The 17,902-nt window shown below is 67.8% G+C and carries 17 protein-coding genes; 16 read left to right on the forward strand and 1 reads right to left on the reverse strand.

The annotated features are described in order from the left end of the window. Positions 1-74 precede the first annotated feature (74 nt). From IB273_RS16710 to IB273_RS16775, 14 genes are all read left to right on the forward strand, one after another. Positions 75-2,210 (forward strand): acetate--CoA ligase family protein, encoded by a 2,136-nt coding sequence (locus tag IB273_RS16710; RefSeq protein ID WP_192224575.1) that lies wholly within the window; start codon positions 75-77, stop codon positions 2,208-2,210. Beyond that, entirely contained in the window at positions 2,194-3,075 is an 882-nt protein-coding gene (locus IB273_RS16715; RefSeq protein WP_081518147.1) for a MaoC/PaaZ C-terminal domain-containing protein, read from the forward strand. Before IB273_RS16710 ends, IB273_RS16715 begins: the two co-directional genes overlap by 17 nt. A 39-nt stretch (positions 3,076-3,114) precedes the next feature. After that, positions 3,115-4,482 (forward strand): MFS transporter, encoded by a 1,368-nt coding sequence (locus IB273_RS16720; RefSeq protein WP_151189319.1) that lies wholly within the window; start codon positions 3,115-3,117, stop codon positions 4,480-4,482. A 62-nt stretch (positions 4,483-4,544) separates the two neighbouring features. Continuing rightward, positions 4,545-4,949 (forward strand): PaaI family thioesterase, encoded by a 405-nt coding sequence (locus IB273_RS16725; RefSeq protein WP_139791554.1) that lies wholly within the window; start codon positions 4,545-4,547, stop codon positions 4,947-4,949. 4 nt (positions 4,950-4,953) lie between these two features. Next, positions 4,954-6,012 carry an acyl-CoA dehydrogenase family protein gene (locus IB273_RS16730; protein ID WP_192224576.1) on the forward strand — a complete coding sequence of 353 codons (1,059 nt, stop codon included), beginning with the start codon at positions 4,954-4,956 and terminating at the stop codon, positions 6,010-6,012. An 8-nt stretch (positions 6,013-6,020) separates the two neighbouring features. Continuing rightward, positions 6,021-6,776, forward strand: a complete 756-nt coding sequence (locus IB273_RS16735) for an enoyl-CoA hydratase/isomerase family protein (protein WP_192225046.1) — start codon at positions 6,021-6,023, stop codon at positions 6,774-6,776. Between the two features lie 16 nt (positions 6,777-6,792). Then, complete coding sequence (locus tag IB273_RS16740) at positions 6,793-7,938, forward strand: acyl-CoA dehydrogenase family protein (protein WP_192224577.1); 1,146 nt, start codon at positions 6,793-6,795, stop codon at positions 7,936-7,938. 49 nt (positions 7,939-7,987) lie between these two features. Next, complete coding sequence (locus IB273_RS16745; protein ID WP_192224578.1) at positions 7,988-8,905, forward strand: SDR family NAD(P)-dependent oxidoreductase; 918 nt, start codon at positions 7,988-7,990, stop codon at positions 8,903-8,905. Positions 8,906-8,924: 19 nt separating this feature from the next. After that, positions 8,925-9,902 carry an NADH:ubiquinone reductase gene (locus IB273_RS16750; protein ID WP_081517182.1) on the forward strand — a complete coding sequence of 326 codons (978 nt, stop codon included), beginning with the start codon at positions 8,925-8,927 and terminating at the stop codon, positions 9,900-9,902. A 64-nt stretch (positions 9,903-9,966) separates the two neighbouring features. Continuing rightward, positions 9,967-11,217, forward strand: coding sequence for an OprD family porin (locus IB273_RS16755; RefSeq protein ID WP_081517183.1), 1,251 nt, complete (start codon positions 9,967-9,969; stop codon positions 11,215-11,217). 121 nt (positions 11,218-11,338) lie between these two features. After that, positions 11,339-12,022, forward strand: coding sequence for a TetR/AcrR family transcriptional regulator (locus IB273_RS16760; protein WP_192224579.1), 684 nt, complete (start codon positions 11,339-11,341; stop codon positions 12,020-12,022). Further along, positions 12,019-13,668: an acyl-CoA dehydrogenase family protein gene (locus tag IB273_RS16765; protein WP_192224580.1), complete on the forward strand. Its 1,650-nt coding sequence runs from the start codon at positions 12,019-12,021 to the stop codon at positions 13,666-13,668. The genes IB273_RS16760 and IB273_RS16765 overlap by 4 nt, the downstream gene beginning before the upstream one ends. 182 nt (positions 13,669-13,850) lie before the next feature. Further along, on the forward strand, positions 13,851-14,102 hold the full coding sequence (locus IB273_RS16770; RefSeq protein ID WP_015475462.1) for a type II toxin-antitoxin system HicA family toxin: 252 nt from the start codon (positions 13,851-13,853) through the stop codon (positions 14,100-14,102). Then, positions 14,099-14,440: a type II toxin-antitoxin system HicB family antitoxin gene (locus IB273_RS16775; protein WP_192224581.1), complete on the forward strand. Its 342-nt coding sequence runs from the start codon at positions 14,099-14,101 to the stop codon at positions 14,438-14,440. The genes IB273_RS16770 and IB273_RS16775 overlap by 4 nt, the downstream gene beginning before the upstream one ends. 80 nt (positions 14,441-14,520) lie before the next feature. Here the strand turns inward: IB273_RS16775 and IB273_RS16780 are convergent, their stop codons facing one another. Further along, on the reverse strand, positions 14,521-14,997 hold the full coding sequence (locus tag IB273_RS16780) for a Bro-N domain-containing protein (protein ID WP_192224582.1): 477 nt from the start codon (positions 14,995-14,997) through the stop codon (positions 14,521-14,523). A gap of 548 nt (positions 14,998-15,545) precedes the next feature. Between IB273_RS16780 and amn the strand changes: the two genes are divergently transcribed. Next, positions 15,546-17,021: an AMP nucleosidase gene (gene amn / locus IB273_RS16785; RefSeq protein WP_138212040.1), complete on the forward strand. Its 1,476-nt coding sequence runs from the start codon at positions 15,546-15,548 to the stop codon at positions 17,019-17,021. An 82-nt stretch (positions 17,022-17,103) separates the two neighbouring features. Further along, positions 17,104-17,880: a deoxyribose-phosphate aldolase gene (gene deoC / locus IB273_RS16790; protein WP_192224583.1), complete on the forward strand. Its 777-nt coding sequence runs from the start codon at positions 17,104-17,106 to the stop codon at positions 17,878-17,880. Positions 17,881-17,902 lie beyond the last annotated feature (22 nt).

Here is a 17,902-nt window from a genome sequence, read left to right on the forward strand (position 1 = left end):
CCTGCCGTGGATGCGCTCGCCCTCGCGCCGGCACGCAAACGCCCGGCACCCGCTACTTGTTCAGGTGGAACGTCATGTCAGTGAGTCACTTGCAACACACCGGCTTTTCCAGTCTCACCCCCCTGGTGCAGCCGCGCTCGGTCGCCGTGGTCGGCGCTTCCAGCGACCCGCACCGCATCGGCGGCCGCCCCATTGCCTACATGCTGCGCAACGGCTTTTCCGGGCGCATCCTGCCGGTGAACCCCAACCGCACCGAGATCCAGGGCCTGCCAGCCTACGCCAGCGTCGATGCGCTGCCCGAGGCGCCGGACGTGGCGATCATCGCGGTGCCGGCGCCGCAGGTGCTGGAGACCGTCCAGGCGCTGGGCCGCAAGGGCGCGCGCAGCGCCATCGTGTTCTCCTCCGGCTTCAGCGAAGTCGGCGAGGAAGGCGTGGCCATGCAGGACGCGATCGTCGAAGCCGCCCGCGCGGCGAACATGCGCCTGCTGGGGCCGAACGCGCTGGGCGTGTTCAACGCCAACCTGGGCTACTACGCCTTCTTCTCCACCAGCCTGGAACGCGGTATTCCGCTGGCCGGGCGGGTCGGCATCGCCACCCAGTCCGGCGCCTACGGGGCGCACCTGCTCGGCCTGTCGCGGCAGCGCGGGCTGGGCACGCCGATCTGCGTCGCCACCGGCAACGAAGCCGACGTCACCCTGGGCGATGCCATCGGCTGGCTGGTGGAGTCGCCGGAGATCGACGTGGTCATGGCCTACGCCGAATCGATCCGCAACGTCGACAGCTTCCTCGCCGCCCTCGAAGCGGCTCATCGCGCCGGCAAGCCGGTGATCCTGCACAAGGTCGGGCGCAGCGAGCTGGGCGGCCGCGCGGCCATGTCGCACACCGCCTCCCTGGCGGGTGATGACAAGGTGCTCGACGCGGTGCTGGCCGACTACGCCGTGGTCCGCGCGCGCACCACCGAGGAGCTGGTGGACATCGCCTACCTCGCCACCCAGCGCATCTACCCGGTGAACAACAGCCTGGGGATGATCACCGTCAGCGGTGGCGCCGGCATCATCGTCAGCGACGCCGCCGAGGACTTCGGCCTGCCCATGCCGCCGATGCCCGAAGCGGCCCAGGCACGCCTGAAGCAGCGCCTGCACTACGCCTCACCACTCAACCCGGTGGACTGCACCGCCCAGGCGCTCAACGACCTGAGCCTGGTGCACGACTTCACCGAGTCCATGGTGGTGGACGGTGGCTACCGCTCGCTGATCGCCTTCTTCACCCAGGCCGGCACCGCCGCCTCCATTGGCCCGCGCCTCGCCGAGCAGTTCGCGCGGATCAAGGTCGATCACCCGGACCGCCTGTTCGTGGTCTCGGTGATGGGCGAGGGCGAGGAGCTGGCACCGTACCAGAAGGCCGGCTTCGCCCTGTTCGAGGACCCGACCCGCGCGGTGCGCGCCATCCAGGCCATGGGCCAGCTGGGCGAAGCCTTCGCCCGCCCGCTGCGCAGGATTCCCGCGCCCGGCGGCGTCGAGCTGCCGGCCAGCACGCCCGGTGAGGCCGAAGCCAAGCAATTGCTGGCGCGCGCCGGTATCGAATCGGCGCCCGAGCGGGTGCTGAAAAGTGCGGCGGAAGCCGCCGCCTTCGCCGAGCAGATCGGCTTCCCGGTGGTGCTGAAAATCGCCTCGGCGGACATCCTGCACAAGTCGGAAATCGGCGGCGTGCTGCTCAACGTCAGCAGCTCCCAGGCCGTGCGCGAAGGCTACGATCTGCTGCTGCAACGCGCTGCCGAACATGCGCCGAACGCCCGCCTCGACGGCGTGCTGGTGGCCCGTCAGCTGCAGGGTGGCGTGGAGTGCTTCATGGGTATCCAGCGCGACCCGCAGTTCGGACCAGTGGCCGTGTTCGGTCTCGGCGGCATCTTCGTCGAAGTGCTCAAGGACGTGGTGTTCCGCCGCTGCCCGTTCGGCGTCGACGAGGCCGAGCAGATGATCCGCAGCATCAAGGGCGCACCGCTGCTGCTGGGCGCCCGGGGTCGCCCGGTGACCGACATCCAGGCGCTGTCGCGGGTGCTCGCGCAGCTCTCGCAATTCGCCGCCGAGGCCGGTCCGCGCCTGCGTTCGGTCGACCTCAACCCGGTCTTCGCCATGCCCGAGGGGCAGGGCGCGTGGGCCGCCGATGCGGTGCTGGAAGTGGAGGAGGTGGCCCATGGCGCTGAATCCTGAGCACCTGCTGAACTACCCGATCCCCGAAGTGCGGCAGCGCTTCAGCCGCCAGGACAGCGCTTTCTACGCGCTGTCGGTGGGCCTCGGCGCCGACCCGATGGATGAGCACCAGCTGACCTTCGTCGACGCCAACCGCGACCTCCAGGCGCTGCCCTGCATGGCCGTGGTGCTCGGCCATCCCGGCTTCTGGCTGGGCAACCCGGACACCGGCGTCGATGCGCTGCGCCTGGTCCATGGCGAGCAAAGTATCGAGTGGCTGAAACCGCTGCCGGTGGAAGGCGAAGTGATCGGCCGCACCCGCGTCACCGGTCTGGTGGACAAGGGAGCCGGCAAGGGCGCGCTGCTCTACAGCGAGAAGGTCGTCAGCGACGCGCAGAGCGGCGAGGTGCTGGCGATTGCCCGTGGCACCACCTTCCTGCGCGGTGACGGCGGCTTCGGCGGCGACAGTCAGTCGCTCAGTCAGCCGCACCGTCTGCCCGAGCAGGCGCCGGACCTGGTCATCGACTTGCCGACACGCCCGGAACAGGCGCTGCACTACCGCCTCAACGGCGACGACAACCCGATCCACGCCAGCCCCGCGGCGGCCGCTCGCGGTGGTTTCCCGCGGCCGATCCTGCACGGCCTGTGCACCCTCGGCGTGGCCTTCCATGCGCTGCTGCGCGGCTTCGCCGACTACCGCGCGGAGCGCTTCGCCCACCTGCAGGTGCGCTTCTCGGCACCGGTGTTCCCCGGCGAAACCCTGCGTACGGAAATCTGGAATGACGGCTCCTTCCGCACCCGCGTCGTCGAGCGCGACGTGGTGGTGCTGGACAACGGCCGCGTAAGCCTGACCCCGGAGGGTGGAGAACCAGCCGGGCGGGCCTAGCGCGACGACGACCTCAACCAACCTGCGAGAACAACAACAATGAACGCACCCGACAGCTTGGCCCAGAGCGCCGCGATACCGCGGCGGACCCTGGTGATCGCCTTCTTCTTCTGCTTCCTGGGTCTGCTCGCCGATGGCGCTGACCTGATGTTCCTCGCCTACAGCCTGAACAGCCTCAAGGCCGAGTTCGGCCTGTCCAACTTCGAGGCCGGCTCGCTGGGCAGCATCACCCTGGCCGGCATGGCCATCGGCGGCATCTACGGCGGCTGGGCGTGCGACCGCTTCGGCCGGGTGCGCGTGGTGACCTGGACCATCCTGGTGTTCTCCGTCGGTACCGCGCTGCTGGGCCTGGCGCACAACTACTGGGCCTTCGCACTGATCCGCTTCGTTTCCTCGCTGGGCCTGGGCTCGCTGTTCGTGGCCTGCAACATCCTGATGTCCGAGTTCGTCACCGCCAAGTACCGCACCACCATCCTGGCGACCATGCAGGCCGGCTGGACCGTGGGCTACCTGGTGGCGACCATCCTCGCCGGGCAGATCATCCCGGACTACGGCTGGCGCGCGCTGTTCTTCACCGCCATCGGCGCGGCGCTGATCTGCCTGGCGCTGCGGCCCTGGGTGCCGGAGTCGCCGTCCTGGCTGGCGGCTCGTGCGCAACGCGCGCAGCAGGCCAGCAGTCGCCAGCAGAGCGCGCCCAGCGGCGGCATGCGCCAATTGCTGGTCGATCCGTCCACCCGCCGCATGTTCGTGCTCTGGAGCATCACCTCGTGCTTCCTGCTGTTCGGCTACTACGGCACCAACAACTGGATGCCCTCGTACCTGGAAAGCGAGCTGGGCATGAACTTCAAGTCCATGACCGGCTACATGGTCGGCACCTACACCGCGATGATCCTCGGCAAGGTGCTCGCCGGGATCGCCTCGGACCGCTTCGGCCGCCGCGCCACCTTCGCCGCCGGCGCCATCGGCACCGCGATCTTCATGCCGGTGATCGTGTTCTGGCACACCCCGGACAACATCGTCTGGATCCTCGCGCTGTTCGGCTTCATCTACGGCGTACCGGTGGGCGTGCTGGCCACCTACATGACCGAGAGCTTCTCCACCCAGGTGCGCGGCGCCGCCGTGGGCACTTCCTACAACCTCGGCCGCATCGGCGCGGCGGTGGCCCCGGCGGCCATCGGCCTGCTGGCCTCCCACGTGTCCATCGGCGCGGGCTTCCTGGTCATGGGCATCACCTACGTCATCACCGGCCTGATCCCTGCGCTGATGATCCCCAACCGCCTGTATGACCCGAACCGCGAGGCGCGCAGCCCGCAGCCGGATGCCGCACCTGCAGCGCCCGCGCGCCCGGCGGTACAAGGCGTGGCCCGCCCGGTGGGTCAGCCTGCCACGGAGGAAAGCGTTCGATGACCGATCTCACTTCCCCCCGCGCCGCTGCACCTGTTGCTGCACCTGTCGAGAGTGGGCTGGAGATGTTCCCCAGCGGCCGCTTCACCTTCCAGGAGTTCCTTGGCCTGGAGCGCTGGATCGATGGCGACGTGGTGCGGGTGCGCCTGCCTCACCGCCCGGAGCTGATGAACTACATCGGCAGCTTCCACGGCGGCGTGCTGATGAGCGTGCTCGATGCCGCCATGGCCGGGGCGATCCGCGCGCAGATGCCGGGTTGCTCGATGGTCACCATCGACATGGCCACCCACTTCATGGGCAGCACCAGCGGCGAGATCAACGCCGTCGGCCGGGTGCTGCGGCGGACCCGCACGCTGTGCTTCTGCGCGGCGGAAATCTTCGACGGGGCCGGCGAGCTGATCGCCAGCGCCACCGGCAGTTTCAAGTACCGGCCCGCTGCGGCCGGCGCTGTTCAACCGACACGGGAATGACGAAATGACCGACAACACCGCGATGGCCGAGGAGCGCGAAGAGCGCCTGCGGATGATCCGTGACAGCGCCGCTTCCCTGGTGCCGCGTGGCGGCGACCTGGGCCGGGTGCGCCGCCTGCGCTTCCAGGCGCAGGGCCTCGACCGCGACGCCTGGGCCGAAGTCTGCGCCATGGGCTGGCCGGGCCTGCGCCTCGCCGAAGAGCTGGGCGGCAGTGGGCTGGGCATGGGCGAGTACACGGCGCTGCTGGAAGAACTCGGCCGCGGCCTGCTGCCCGAACCGCTGATCGAGGCGAGCCTGGTCGCTCCCTTGCTGCCCGCCGCCGAGCGCGACGCGCTGCTGGCCGGCGAGCGACTGATCCTGCCTGCGGGCATCGGCTACGAAGCCGGCGCCGCCTTGCCGGTGCTGCGCGACGGCCAACTGCGCGGCGAGGTTGCTCACGTCGCTCTGGGGGCTTCCGCTGATGCGTGGCTGGTTGCCTGCAACGCCGGCCTCGCGCTGGTGCAATGCAATGCCGAGGGGCTGAGTGTTCACCAGGAGCCGACCCAGGACGGCGGCCACCTGGCGCGCCTGCGCTTCGATGGCACGCCCGCGCAGCTCGTCGACAGTGCGCCCGCCGCCCTAGACGAGTCGGCGCTGGCCTGCGCCGCCTACCTGGTGGGCCTGATGGACGCGGCCTTCGAACAGACCCGCGACTACCTCGGCGTGCGCCGCCAGTTCGGCCGCGAGATCGGCAGCTTCCAGTCGCTGCAGCACCGCATGGTCGACCTGAAACTGCAGATCGAACTGGCCCGCGCCATCGTCGGCGAAGCAGCCACCGCGCTGGACGACGGCGCGCCGGTCGCGCAGGTGCAGCGCCTGGTGTCCACCGCCAAAGTGCGCGCCGCCGAAGCGGCCATGCTGGTGACCCGCCAGGCGATCCAGCTGCACGGCGGCATCGGCTACACCGACGAGGCCGACATCGGCCTGTTCCTGCGCCGCGCCATGGTGCTGCTCAACAGCCAGGGCTCGCTGGCCTTCCACCGGGCACGCTACATCGCCCTGCTGCATGCGGAGGTGGCGTGATGAGCGAGATGCTGCTGCAGGAAACCCACGGCTCGGTGCGTCTGCTGCGCTTCAACAATCCGGCGCGGCGCAATGCGCTGTCCCCCGCACTGCGCGCCGAGCTGCTCAACGCGCTGCGCGAAGTGGACGCCGATCCCGCCGTGCGCAGCGTGGTCCTCACCGGTTCGGCGGAAGTCTTCAGCGCCGGCGGCGACCTCAGCGACATGCACGTCACCGACCTCAACGCCGGCCGCGTGCGCATGCAGAAGAACGCCGACCTGATCCGCCAGATGCTGCGCATGGGCAAGCCGATCATCGCCGCCATCGAAGGCTGGGCGGTGGGCGCCGGGCTGTCGGTGGCGCTGGCCTGCGACAGCCTGGTGTGCGGCGGAACCGCGCGCTTCGCCGCCGGCTTCGGCAAGGTCGGGCTGCTCGCCGATCTTGGCCAGCTGCACACCTTGCCGGCGCGCATCGGTGTCGGCCGCGCGCGGCAGGTGCTGATGTTCGGCCAGGTCATCGAGGCCGAGGAAGCGCTGCGCATCGGCCTGGTGGACCAGCTCTGCGCACCGGGAGCTGCGCTGGACGCGGCCCTCGCGCTGGCCGCGAAAGTGGAGCAACAGGCGCCGCTGCCGCTGGCCTTGACCAAGGCCCTGCTGGCCGACGGCCTGGAGCTGCTGCTCGAGCGCGAAGGCGATTTCCAGAGCCAGCTGTTCCTCAGCGCCGACCATGCCGAAGGCAAGGCGGCCTTCCTCGATAAACGTTCCCCGAATTTCCGGGGCCAGTAATCAAGAGAGCCGTGACATGACCGATTACAACGCCCTCGAAGATGGCGAGTTCCGCCGGCTGGTGCGCGACTGGGTCGCCGCCAACTACTCGCAGCGCATCCGCAACCCGGCCCACCGCCTGGGCCGCGATGACACCTGGGAGTGGTACCAGGCACTGTCGAAACAGGGTTGGCTGTGCCCCGGCTGGCCGGTGCAGTTCGGCGGCATGGGCCTCGCCGCCGGCAAGCAGCTGATCATGATCGAGGAGATGGAAAACTACGGCTGCGCGCGCCTGCCCGACAGCGGCATCACCATGCTCGGCCCGCTGCTGATCCGCTACGGCACCGACGCCCAGCGCGAGCGCTTCCTGCCGCGCATCCTGAGCGGTGAAGACATCTGGTGCCAGGGCTACAGCGAGCCCAACGCCGGCTCCGATCTCGCCAGCCTGCGCACCGAGGCGGTGCTGCGTGACGGCGAGTGGGTGATCAACGGCCAGAAGACCTGGACCACCATGGGCACCGAGGCCAACTGGATCTTCGTGCTGGCGCGCACCGAGCGCAGCGCCAAGGCGCAGCAGGGCATCAGCTTCCTGCTGGTGCCGATGGACAGCCCCGGCGTCGAGGTGCGGCCGATCCTCAACCTGGAACTGCAGGGCGAGTTCTGCGAGGTGTTCTTCAACGACGTGCGCGTGCCGGAAGAGAACCTCGTCGGCGCGGTCAACCACGGCTGGGGCATGGCCAAGGCTCTGCTCGGCTTCGAGCGCATCTTCCTGGGCTCGCCCAAGCAGGCCACCTTCGCCCTCGAACGCCTGGTGCGCCTGGCTCGTCACCAGGGCCTGTGGGACGACCCGGTGTTCGCCCAGCGTTTCGCCGCGCTGAGCATGGACCTGGACTGCCACAAGGCGCTCTACGAGCGCTTCGCCGAACGCCTGCGGCGCGGCGAGGAGCTGGGCCCGGACGTCTCCCTGCTGAAGATCCACCAGTCCGAGCTGTACCAGCGCATCAGCGAGCTGGGACTGGAGATCGCCGGCGCGGATTCGGCGCTGCTCAACCCCTTCGCCGACGACGCCGAACTGCACCCGGCGGGCATCTTCATCCAGTCGCGGCCGACCACCATCTACGGCGGCACCAACGAGATCCAGCGCAACATCCTGGCCAAGGCCGTTCTCGGCCTGCCGAGCTGATCCTGCGCGCAACGAACTCCCTGATTGAACGAACAGTAAGGAATTAGCGATGACCCAACGACTCAACGAAGGCAAGGTAGCGATCGTCACCGGCGCCGGTGGCGGCATCGGCCGCGAGATCGCCCTGGCCCTGGCCGACAGCGGCGCGCGGGTGCTGATCAACGATATCGGCGTGTCCCTGCAGGGCGAGGGCGGCTCGGCTTCCCCGGCCGAGGAAACCCTCGGGCTGATCCGCCAGCGCGGCGGTGACGGCGCCATCAACACCGACAGCGTGTCGGACTGGGACAGCGCCCGGCGCATCGTCTCCAGCGCCATCGACGCCTTCGGTCGCGTCGACATCGTGGTGAACAATGCCGGCATCCTGCGCGACACCATCTTCCACAAGATGAGTGCCGAGGACTGGCTGTCGGTGATCAACGTGCACCTCAACGGCAGCTTCTTCGTCAGCCGCGCCGCCGCCGAGCACTTCCGCGCGCAGAACAGCGGCGCCTTCGTGCACATGACCAGCACCTCGGGGCTGATCGGCAACTTCGGCCAGGCCAACTACTCGGCGGCCAAGCTCGGCATCGTCGCGCTGAGCAAGTCCATCGCCCTCGACATGCAGCGCTACAACGTGCGCTCCAACTGCATCGCGCCCTTCGCCTGGAGCCGCATGACCGACTCGATCCCGGCCGAGACGCCGGAGCAGAAGGCGCGGGTGGAAAACCTGCAGCGCATGACCCCGGACAAGAACGCACCGCTGGCCGTCTACCTCGCTTCCGACGCCGCCAGTGCGGTCAACGGCCAGGTGTTCGCCGCGCGCAACCACGAGATCTTCCTGATGAGCCAGAGCCGCCCGCTGCGCAGCGTGCACAGCGACAACGGCTGGACCCCGCAGAGCATCGCCGAGCACGGCATACCCGCGCTGCGCGGCAGCTTCATGGACCTGGCGCGCAGCCCGGACGTGTTCTCCTGGGACCCGATCTGAACCGCCGGAGGACAGGCGCATGTTCAAGACCCGATTCACCGAAACCTTCGGCGTCGAACACCCGATCATGCAGGGCGGCATGCAGTGGGTGGGGCGCGCCGAGATGGCCGCGGCGGTGGCCAATGCCGGCGGGCTGGCAACGCTCTCGGCGCTGACCCAGCCGACCCCGCAGGCGCTGGCCGACGAGATCGCGCGTTGCCGCGAACTCACCGACAAGCCCTTCGGCGTCAACCTCACGCTGCTGCCGACGCAGAAGCCGATCCCCTACGCGGAGTACCGCGCGGCGATCATCGAGGGTGGCATCGGCGTGGTCGAAACCGCCGGCAACAATCCCGGCGAGCACATTGCCGAGTTCCGCCAGCACGGGATCAAGGTGATCCACAAATGCACCGCCGTGCGCCATGCGCTCAAGGCCGAGCAACTGGGCGTGGACGCGGTGTCCATCGACGGCTTCGAGTGCGCTGGCCACCCAGGCGAGGACGACATTCCCGGCCTGGTCCTGCTGCCTGCGGCGGCCAACCGGCTGCGCGTGCCGATCATCGCTTCCGGTGGTTTTGCCGACGGTCGCGGGCTGGTGGCGGCGCTGGCGCTGGGGGCCGATGCGATCAACATGGGCACGCGCTTCCTCAGCACCCGCGAGTGTCCGATCCACCCGCAGGTCAAGGCGGCCATCCGCGCGGCGGACGAGCGCTCCACGGACGTGATCATGCGTTCGTTGCGCAACAGTGCGCGGGTCGCCCGCAACGCGATCAGCCAGGAAGTGCTGGCCATCGAGGCGCGCGGCAACGCCACCTACGCCGACATCGCCACGCTGGTCAGCGGCCTGCGCGGGCGCACCGTCTACGAGCAGGGCGACACCGACCTGGGAATCTGGTCGGCGGGCATGGTCCAGGGCCTGATCGATGACGAACCCAGCTGCGAGGAACTGCTGCGCGACATCGTCGAGCAGGCGCGCCAGTTGATCCGCCAGCGACTGGAGGGCCTGCTCTCCGATTGATCCCGAGCGCGGCGCCTTCAGGAGCGGCGCCGCCTTCACCTCACCTGACGAAGAGACAACAACAATGAAAAATCTTCCCGTACGGGCGCTCGTTTCGAGCATCGCCTGCCTGCCCCTGTTCGCCCACGCGGACTTCATCGCGGACAGCAAGGCGAACCTGGAGCTGCGCAATTTCTACTTCAACCGCGACTACCGCCAGAGCGGTGCCGCGCAGTCGAAATCCGAGGAGTGGGCGCAGGGTTTCCTGCTGCGCTTCGAGTCGGGCTACACCGAAGGCACGGTGGGCGTGGGCGTCGATGCCCTCGGCTTGCTGGGGATCAAGCTGGACTCCAGCCCTGATCGCACCGGCTCCGGCCTGCTGCCGTACTCGGCCAGCGACAAGCGCGCCGCCGACGACTACAGCTCCCTCGGCGTGACGGCCAAGCTGCGCGCCTCGAAGAGCACTTTGAAGGTCGGCACCCTGCTGCCCAAGCTGCCGGTGGTGCAGTACAACGACACCCGCCTGGCCCCGCAGACCTTCCAGGGTGGGCTTGCCGAGGTCAACGAGATCGACGGCCTCAGTGCCCAGCTCGGCCAGCTGCGCCAGGTGAAGCAGCGCGACTCGACCAACGACGAAGACCTGTCGATGACCCGTGGCAACAAGCGCAACATCGTGCTTGGCAGCCACACCAGCAGCGACCGCTTCAACCTCGCCGGCGGCACCTACCGCTGGACCGACAACCTCAGCACCAGCTACCACTACGGCGGCCTGGAAAACTTCTACCGCCAGCACTACCTGAGCGTGGTGCACACCCTGCCGATCACCGAGGGCCAGTCGCTCAAGTCGGATATCCGCTGGGCCCGCTCCACTGACGATGGCGGCAGCAACGTCGACAACCGCGCGCTCAACGCGCTGTTCACCTATCGCATCGGCGGCAGCGGCTTCGGCGTCGGCTACCAGCGCATGTCCGGCGACACCGGTTTCGCCTACCTCAGCGGCACCGACCCGTACCTGACCAACTTCGTGCAGATCGGCGACTTCGCCAACAAGGACGAACGCTCCTGGCAGGCGCGCTACGACTACGACTTCGCCGGCCTCGGCCTGCCGGGCCTGACCTTCATGACCCGCTACCTGCAAGGCGACCACATCGACCTGCTGAACGGCCAGGGGCGCGGCAAGGAGTGGGAGCGCGACACCGATATCGGCTACGTGGTGCAGAACGGCCCGCTGAAGAACCTTGGCTTCAAGGTGCGCAACGGCGCCTTCCGCAGCGACTTCGGCAACGATATCGACGAAACGCGGGTGATCGTCAGCTACCAGATGCCGCTCTGGTAAGTATGCGCACGGGCGGTGGCGGTTTGGCCAGAATCGCCCCGCTCGTGGCGGGAATGTCCCTTTCAGCAAAAGTCTGAACCGTGATTCACTGATTTTCATGCAGTGAATCCGGATTCAGATCATGGCCTACCGACACTCCCCAGCACGGCTGCAAAAGGACGGCGAACTGCGCGAGCGCATCCTCGAACTGGCGCTGGCGCGGGTGGCCGACGGCGGTTTTGCCGCCCTGACCATGCAGAGCCTGGCGGACGCCGCCGGCATCGCCACCGGCAGCCTTTACCGCCACTTCAGCGGCAAGGGCGAACTGGCCGCCGAGGTCTTCGCCCGTGCCAGCCAGCACGAGGTCGATACCCTCGGTGCGCTGCTGAAAGCTCCCGGCAGCGCTTCCGAGCGCCTGAACCGGGGCCTGCAGCAATTTGCCGCGCGCGCCTGGGGTAGCCGGCAGCTGGCCTTCGCGCTTATTGCCGAGCCGGTCGATCCGGAAGTGGACGAGCAGCGCTTGATCTACCGCGAAGCCTACGCCGCGCTGTTCGTCACCCTGCTGGAGCAAGGCATCGCATCCGGCGAATTCCAGCCCCAGCCGGTGCAACTGACCGCCGCCTGTCTGGTCGGCGCCATCGCCGAAGCCCTGATCGGCCCGCTTTCGCCGCCGGCCCGCGCCGCGCGGGATGCGGGCCAGTCCAGCGTTTCCCTGGAGGACGTCAGCGACGCCCTCGCCAGCTTCTGCCTGCGCGCCGTCGGCGCGTCCACATCTGCCTTGCCCAAGCCAGCCAGGCCCACGCCCGTTATGGAGGACCAGCCATGATCCCGCACCCGTACGCCGAAACCCACGAAGTGACCAACCAGGTACCGCCGCTGGACGGCGCCAACCTCTATCGCGTCGACGTACCGCTGCAGGAGTGGGTGCGCCGCTACGGCGGCGGCTGGGCCAAGCAGAAACTCGATGCCTATGGCGCGCTGGCCGGCGGGCCGCTGATGGCGGCGGGCTTCCTCGCCAACGAGAACAAGCCGGTGTTCAAGTCCCACGACCGCTTCGGCCATCGCGTTGACCTGGTGGAATTCCACCCGGCCTACCACGAGCTGATGCGCGCGGCCATCGAGGCCGGCCTGCCCTCGATGCCCTGGACCGATCCGCGTGCTGGCGCCCACGTCGCCCGTGCGGGCCTGAGCTACCTGCACAGCCAGGCCGAAGCCGGCACCGGCTGCCCGCTGACCATGACCTTCGCCAGCGTGCCTGCCCTGCGTCTGCAGCCGGACCTCGCCGAGCAATGGCTGCCGAAGATCCTCTCCACCGAATACGACCCGCGCAACCTGCCCATCGAACAGAAGACCGGCGCCACCATCGGCATGGCCATGACCGAGAAGCAGGGCGGCACCGACGTGCGCGCCAACACCACCCGCGCCTACCCGGTCGGCATTCCCGGCCCGGGCCAGGCCTACGAACTGGTCGGCCACAAGTGGTTCTGCTCGGCGCCGATGTGCGACGCCTTCCTCACCCTGGCCTACACCGACAAGGGGCTGACCTGCTTCCTGCTGCCGCGCCACCGCCCGGACGGCAGCCGCAACGAGTTCTACATCCAGCGTCTGAAGAACAAGCTGGGCAACTGGTCCAACGCTTCCAGCGAAGTGGAATACCGCGGCGCGCTGGCCTGGATGGTCGGCGAGGAAGGCCGTGGCGTACCCACCATCATCGAGATGGTCGCCATGACCCGCTTCGACTGCATGGTCGGCTCCAGCTCGCTGATGCGCCAGGCGCTGACCCAGGCCGCGCACCACTGCGCCTACCGCCAGGTCGGCGGTCGCGTGCTGGCCGAGCAGCCACTGATGCAGAACGTGCTGGCCGACCTTGCCCTGGAAAGCGAAGCCGCGCTGGCGCTGACCATGCGCATGGGCCGCGCGCTGGACAACCTGCACGACGAGCAGGAGGACAAGTTCGCCCGCCTGGTCACCGCCGTGGGCAAGTACTGGATCTGCAAACGCGCCCCCGCGATGATCAACGAGGCCGCCGAATGCCTGGGCGGCGCCGGCTACGTCGAGGACACCATCCTCCCGCGCCTGTACCGCGAAGCGCCGGTCAACTCCACCTGGGAAGGCTCGGGCAACGTGCAGTGCCTGGACGTGCTGCGCGCGCTGTCGAAGGAGCCCGGCGTACTCGACGCGCTGTTCAGCGAGCTGGGCGACGGGCATGGCGATGCGCGCCTGGCCTCGTTCATCGGCAACCTCAAGGCCTCCTTCGCCGACACCCAGGACATCCAGTACCGCGCCCGCCAACTCACCGAAAACGTCGCCATCGCCCTGCAGGCCAAGCTGCTGCTGGAAGCGGGCAATTCGGTGGTCTCCGACGCCTTCATCGCCAGCCGCCTGGACGACAGCGGCCGCGTCTACGGCACCCTGCCGCGCGGGGTGGATGTGGAAGCGCTGGTGGCGCGGGCGACGCCGCATCTGGTGTGAGGAAATTTCAGTAGAAGTTTTCGGGTTGAACCGTCGCTGGTCGATCAATAGGTTGCAGGAGGAGTGTTCTTCGCCGGGACCGGGATGAGCCTCGAAGGTCTTCCTTTCGGTGCGGGCAGCTCAGTGTTGAGATTGCCTTGGTCTATAGCTGCAACTAAAATTAGTTGCAGCTGGGAGAAGGTATGTCTCAGCACGAGAAGCTGCTGGCCAAACTGCTGAACAGGCAGGCTGTGTTCACCTGGCAGGAGTTGGTTGTGCTGCTGGGTGGGCTGGGTTATCGCAAGCTCGAAGGCGATGGAAGCCGGGTCAAGTTCGACAACGGCGATCCTTGCGCGATGATCAATCTGCACAAGCCCCATCCCGGCAATGAATTGAAGGCCTATGCCAGGCGCCAGGTGATCGAGCACCTGAAAAGCGGAGGACTGATACGATGAACAACCTGCTGCAGCACCGCGGCTATTACGGGTCCATCGAGGCCAGCCCGGAAGACAACTGCCTGTTCGGCAAGCTGCTGTTCATCCGCGCCCTGATCAATTACGAAGGCGACACCGTCGCCGAGCTGGCCGGCTCGTTCAGGGCAGCGGTCGACGACTACCTGGCTGATTGCGCTCTCAGGGGCCTCGAGCCGGAAATCCCCTGCAAGGGCTCCTTCAACGTACGCGTAGGCCACGAACTGCACATGGCGGCGAGCATCGCCGCCATCCAGCAGAACATCACCTTGAACGACCTGACGCGTCGCGCCCTGAGTGAGTACATCGAACAGCACGCCTGACAGCTTCGTAGGACGCATAACGCGTCAGCGCTTATCCGCCGGGGAGGTTCCGGCGGATAACCTGTTCCAGGTCATGCGCCCTACGGGAGCATCAGGCGCCAGCGCAAGGAGCGCCACCAGCCGGAGCGTGGCGCTGTAGCGGTTTTGGGTTGCAGGAGCTGCGGCACGTCGCTGTAGCGGACCCAGAGCTGGTCGTTCCATTCCAGCAGGGCGATGTCGCGGCTTTCCCAGCGCAGCAGGGAGCGGCGCGGGTGCTGGACGGGGAGGGTGGGGCCGCGCAGGGCAGGGATGACTTCGTGGGTGATCCACTGCCGCAGGCTGCGGTTTTCCGGGTGGCGGTAGCGCGATAGGAGATTGAAGAAGCCGGCTTCGCAGACCAGCCAGGTGTCCTGTTCGCCGCTCTGGGTTTGCAGCCGTTCCCGGCGCTTGAGGTCGGCATCCAGGCGGTGCTCGGTGAAGTGCTCCACCGGGCAGCCCATCAGGCCACCCAGGTCGCTGGCGGCGAACCAGGGTTGGTTTTCCAGCATCAGGGCGCGGAGCGGACGTTGGTGACGCATGAATACGCTAGATGTATGAACGTCATGGTTCATGGCAGTACTCCAATTGTGGTTGGGAGCAGCTGCCGTCCATCGCCGTCAATCGAAGGGCGGCAAACCGCGCAGGGTTGACGGACCGGCTCTAGCGACACCGGCAGGCCCCTCTTGAGAGCCTCCCTGCGCGATTTGCCATTGAGCATCACGAGCATTACTCGTGGGGACACCAATGGGCGCAGAGATGTACCCATCTCTGCATGCGTCGGAGGACGCGATCGCGCCACTAGAATCAGGCCGTCAAACCCGGCTGCGGGATTGACCGCAGCGCGGCCAATCTAGCGGCGGCGCCTCGATAAACAAGACGCTTCCAGCAGCTTGGGACGGCCCGACAAGCGATATACGAAAATGGAATGCAGTCGCTTCATTCCGGCTGTCATCCGCACTCGCGGTCGCGGATTCTGTCATAGGCTTTCTTCAACCCTTCCGCTCGTCCTGCCGGTTCGGAATCTGTCATCCCTTTCTGTGACGGAAGCAGGCAAGATGGAGCTGATCGTTCAGACAGGATGCCCACCATGAGTCTTACGACTGGCGACGAGTTCTTCGTCGCGCAGACGGCCGAAGAGGCCGTCGATCGACTGGCCGTGCTCCACGAGCGCGCCACCGGCGCCCTGAACCAGGCGCTCAAGCGGTACCTGAAGGACCGCGAAGTCCCCGACGCGCAGCAGCGCGAACAATTCCGCTACCCGCTGCTGCGGGTGACCTACCTGTGCCAGGGCGAAGTGCCCTCGACCACCCGCGCCTACGCCAAGGTCCAGGTGCCCGGCACCTACGCCGTGACCATCACCCAGCCCAAGGCCTTCCGCAAATACCTGCTGGAGCAGCTGCGCCCGCTGATGGAAGACTTCACCGTGCGCGTGGAGGTTGGCGTCAGCGCGCAGAACATTCCGTACCCCTACGTGGTGGAAGGCGGCGACGAACTGGGTGGCTCGGGCGTGACGGCCGCTGAGCTGGCGCGGGTGTTCCCCAGTACCGATCTGTCGGCCACCTCCGACGGTGTGGCGGACGGTCTGTACGAATGGGAGAACGCCGACCCGATGCCGCTGGCGCTGTTCGACGCCGCACGCACCGACTTTTCCCTGCGCCGCATGGTGCACTACACCGGCAGTGACTGGCGCCACGTGCAGCCGTGGATCCTGCTGACCAACTACCACCGCTACGTCGACCAGTTCATCCACCTGGGCCTGGAGCGCCTGCGCGACGACCCGCGCTTCGTGCGCATGGTCCTGCCGGGCAACGTGATCATCGAGCGCGGCACGGATGAGGGCGAGGCCAATGCCATCGTCGCCAGCGTCGAGTGGCACCGCTTCCAGATGCCGGCCTATCACCTGATCGCCGAGGACGGCGACGGCGTGACCCTGGTGAACATCGGCGTCGGCCCGTCCAACGCGAAGAACATCACCGACCACCTCGCCGTGCTGCGTCCGCACTGCTGGCTGATGGTCGGCCACTGTGGCGGCCTGCGCCAGTCGCAGACCATTGGCGACTACGTGCTGGCCCACGCCTACATGCGCCGCGACGGCATCCTTGACCGCGTGCTGCCGCCGCACATCCCGATCCCGGCGCTGGCCGAGGTGCAGTTGGCGCTGCAGGAAGCCGCCGCGCTGGTGACTGGCGAGCGTGGCGACCAGCTCAAGCGTCGACTGCGCACCGGCACCGTGCTGACCTACGACGACCGCAACTGGGAGCTGCACTGGGCCCAGGAGCGCCCGCTGATCAACCTGGCGCGGGCCATCGCGGTGGACATGGAAAGTGGCACTATCGCCGCGCAGGGTTACCGCCTGCGCGTGCCGTACGGCACGCTGCTGTGTGTGTCGGACAAACCGCTGCACAGCGAGATCAAGCTGCCCGGCGCCGCCACGGCCTTCTACCAGCGCGCGGTGAGCCAGCACCTGTCCATAGGCGTTGCCGCTGTCGACCTGCTGCGCACCCAGCTCAACTCGCTGCACTCGCGCAAGTTGCGCAGCTTCGACGAGCCGCCGTTCCGCTGATCTGCGACAGGGCGCGGAGCGCCTGCCGGGGCGATGGTGGTTGCCCCGGCTGCCTGAAGAAAGCCGATGGAGAGTGTTGCCGATGACCGATCCTCGCAAGACCCCGGCGGGCCGCGTGCTCGCCCTGCTGGACCTGACTTCGCTGAATGCTGGCGATGACCTGCAAAGCACAGTGGACCTCTGCCGCCGCGCGCTGACGCCCTACGGCGAAGTGGCGGCGGTGTGCGTGTGGCCGAAGCTGGCGCACGTCGCCCGGCGTACGCTCAATACGCTGGGTGGGCGCGACGTTCGGGTCGCGAGCGTATGCAACTTCCCCGGTGGCGACGCGCCGCTGGCCGATGTGGTAGAGGAAGTGCGCAAGACCCTTGCCGAAGGTGCCGACGAGATCGACCTGGTCTACCCCTGGCGCAAGCTCAAGGCCGGCCAGGACACTGGCGCGGTCGAACTGATCCGCACCTGCAAGACGCTGTGCGGGCCGTACCATCGGCTCAAGGTGATTCTGGAAACCGGAGAGCTGGCCGACCCGGAACTGATCCGCACGGCCTGCCGCGAAGCCATTGCCGGCGGCGCCGACTTCCTCAAGACCAGCACTGGCAAGGCGACGGTGAACGCCACGCCCGAAGCCGTGCGGGTGATGCTCGAAACCATCGAGGAGGAGGGTGGCAAGGTCGGCCTGAAAGTCTCCGGCGGCCTGCGCACGCTGGCCGATGCGCAGGTGTACCAGAAGCTGGCGGAGGAGCGTTTCGGCGCCGGCTGGATCAAGCCGGAGCATCTGCGTTTCGGCGCTTCCGCGCTGCTCGACGACCTGCTGTGTGAACTGAGCGGCGAGGCGAAGCCGATCTCCACGCGGGACTATTGAGCGCGCCGCGTTGACGCCGCCC

It is taken from the genome of Pseudomonas sp. PDM19 (genome assembly GCF_014852215.1).
In the GTDB taxonomy this organism is placed as follows: domain Bacteria; phylum Pseudomonadota; class Gammaproteobacteria; order Pseudomonadales; family Pseudomonadaceae; genus Pseudomonas.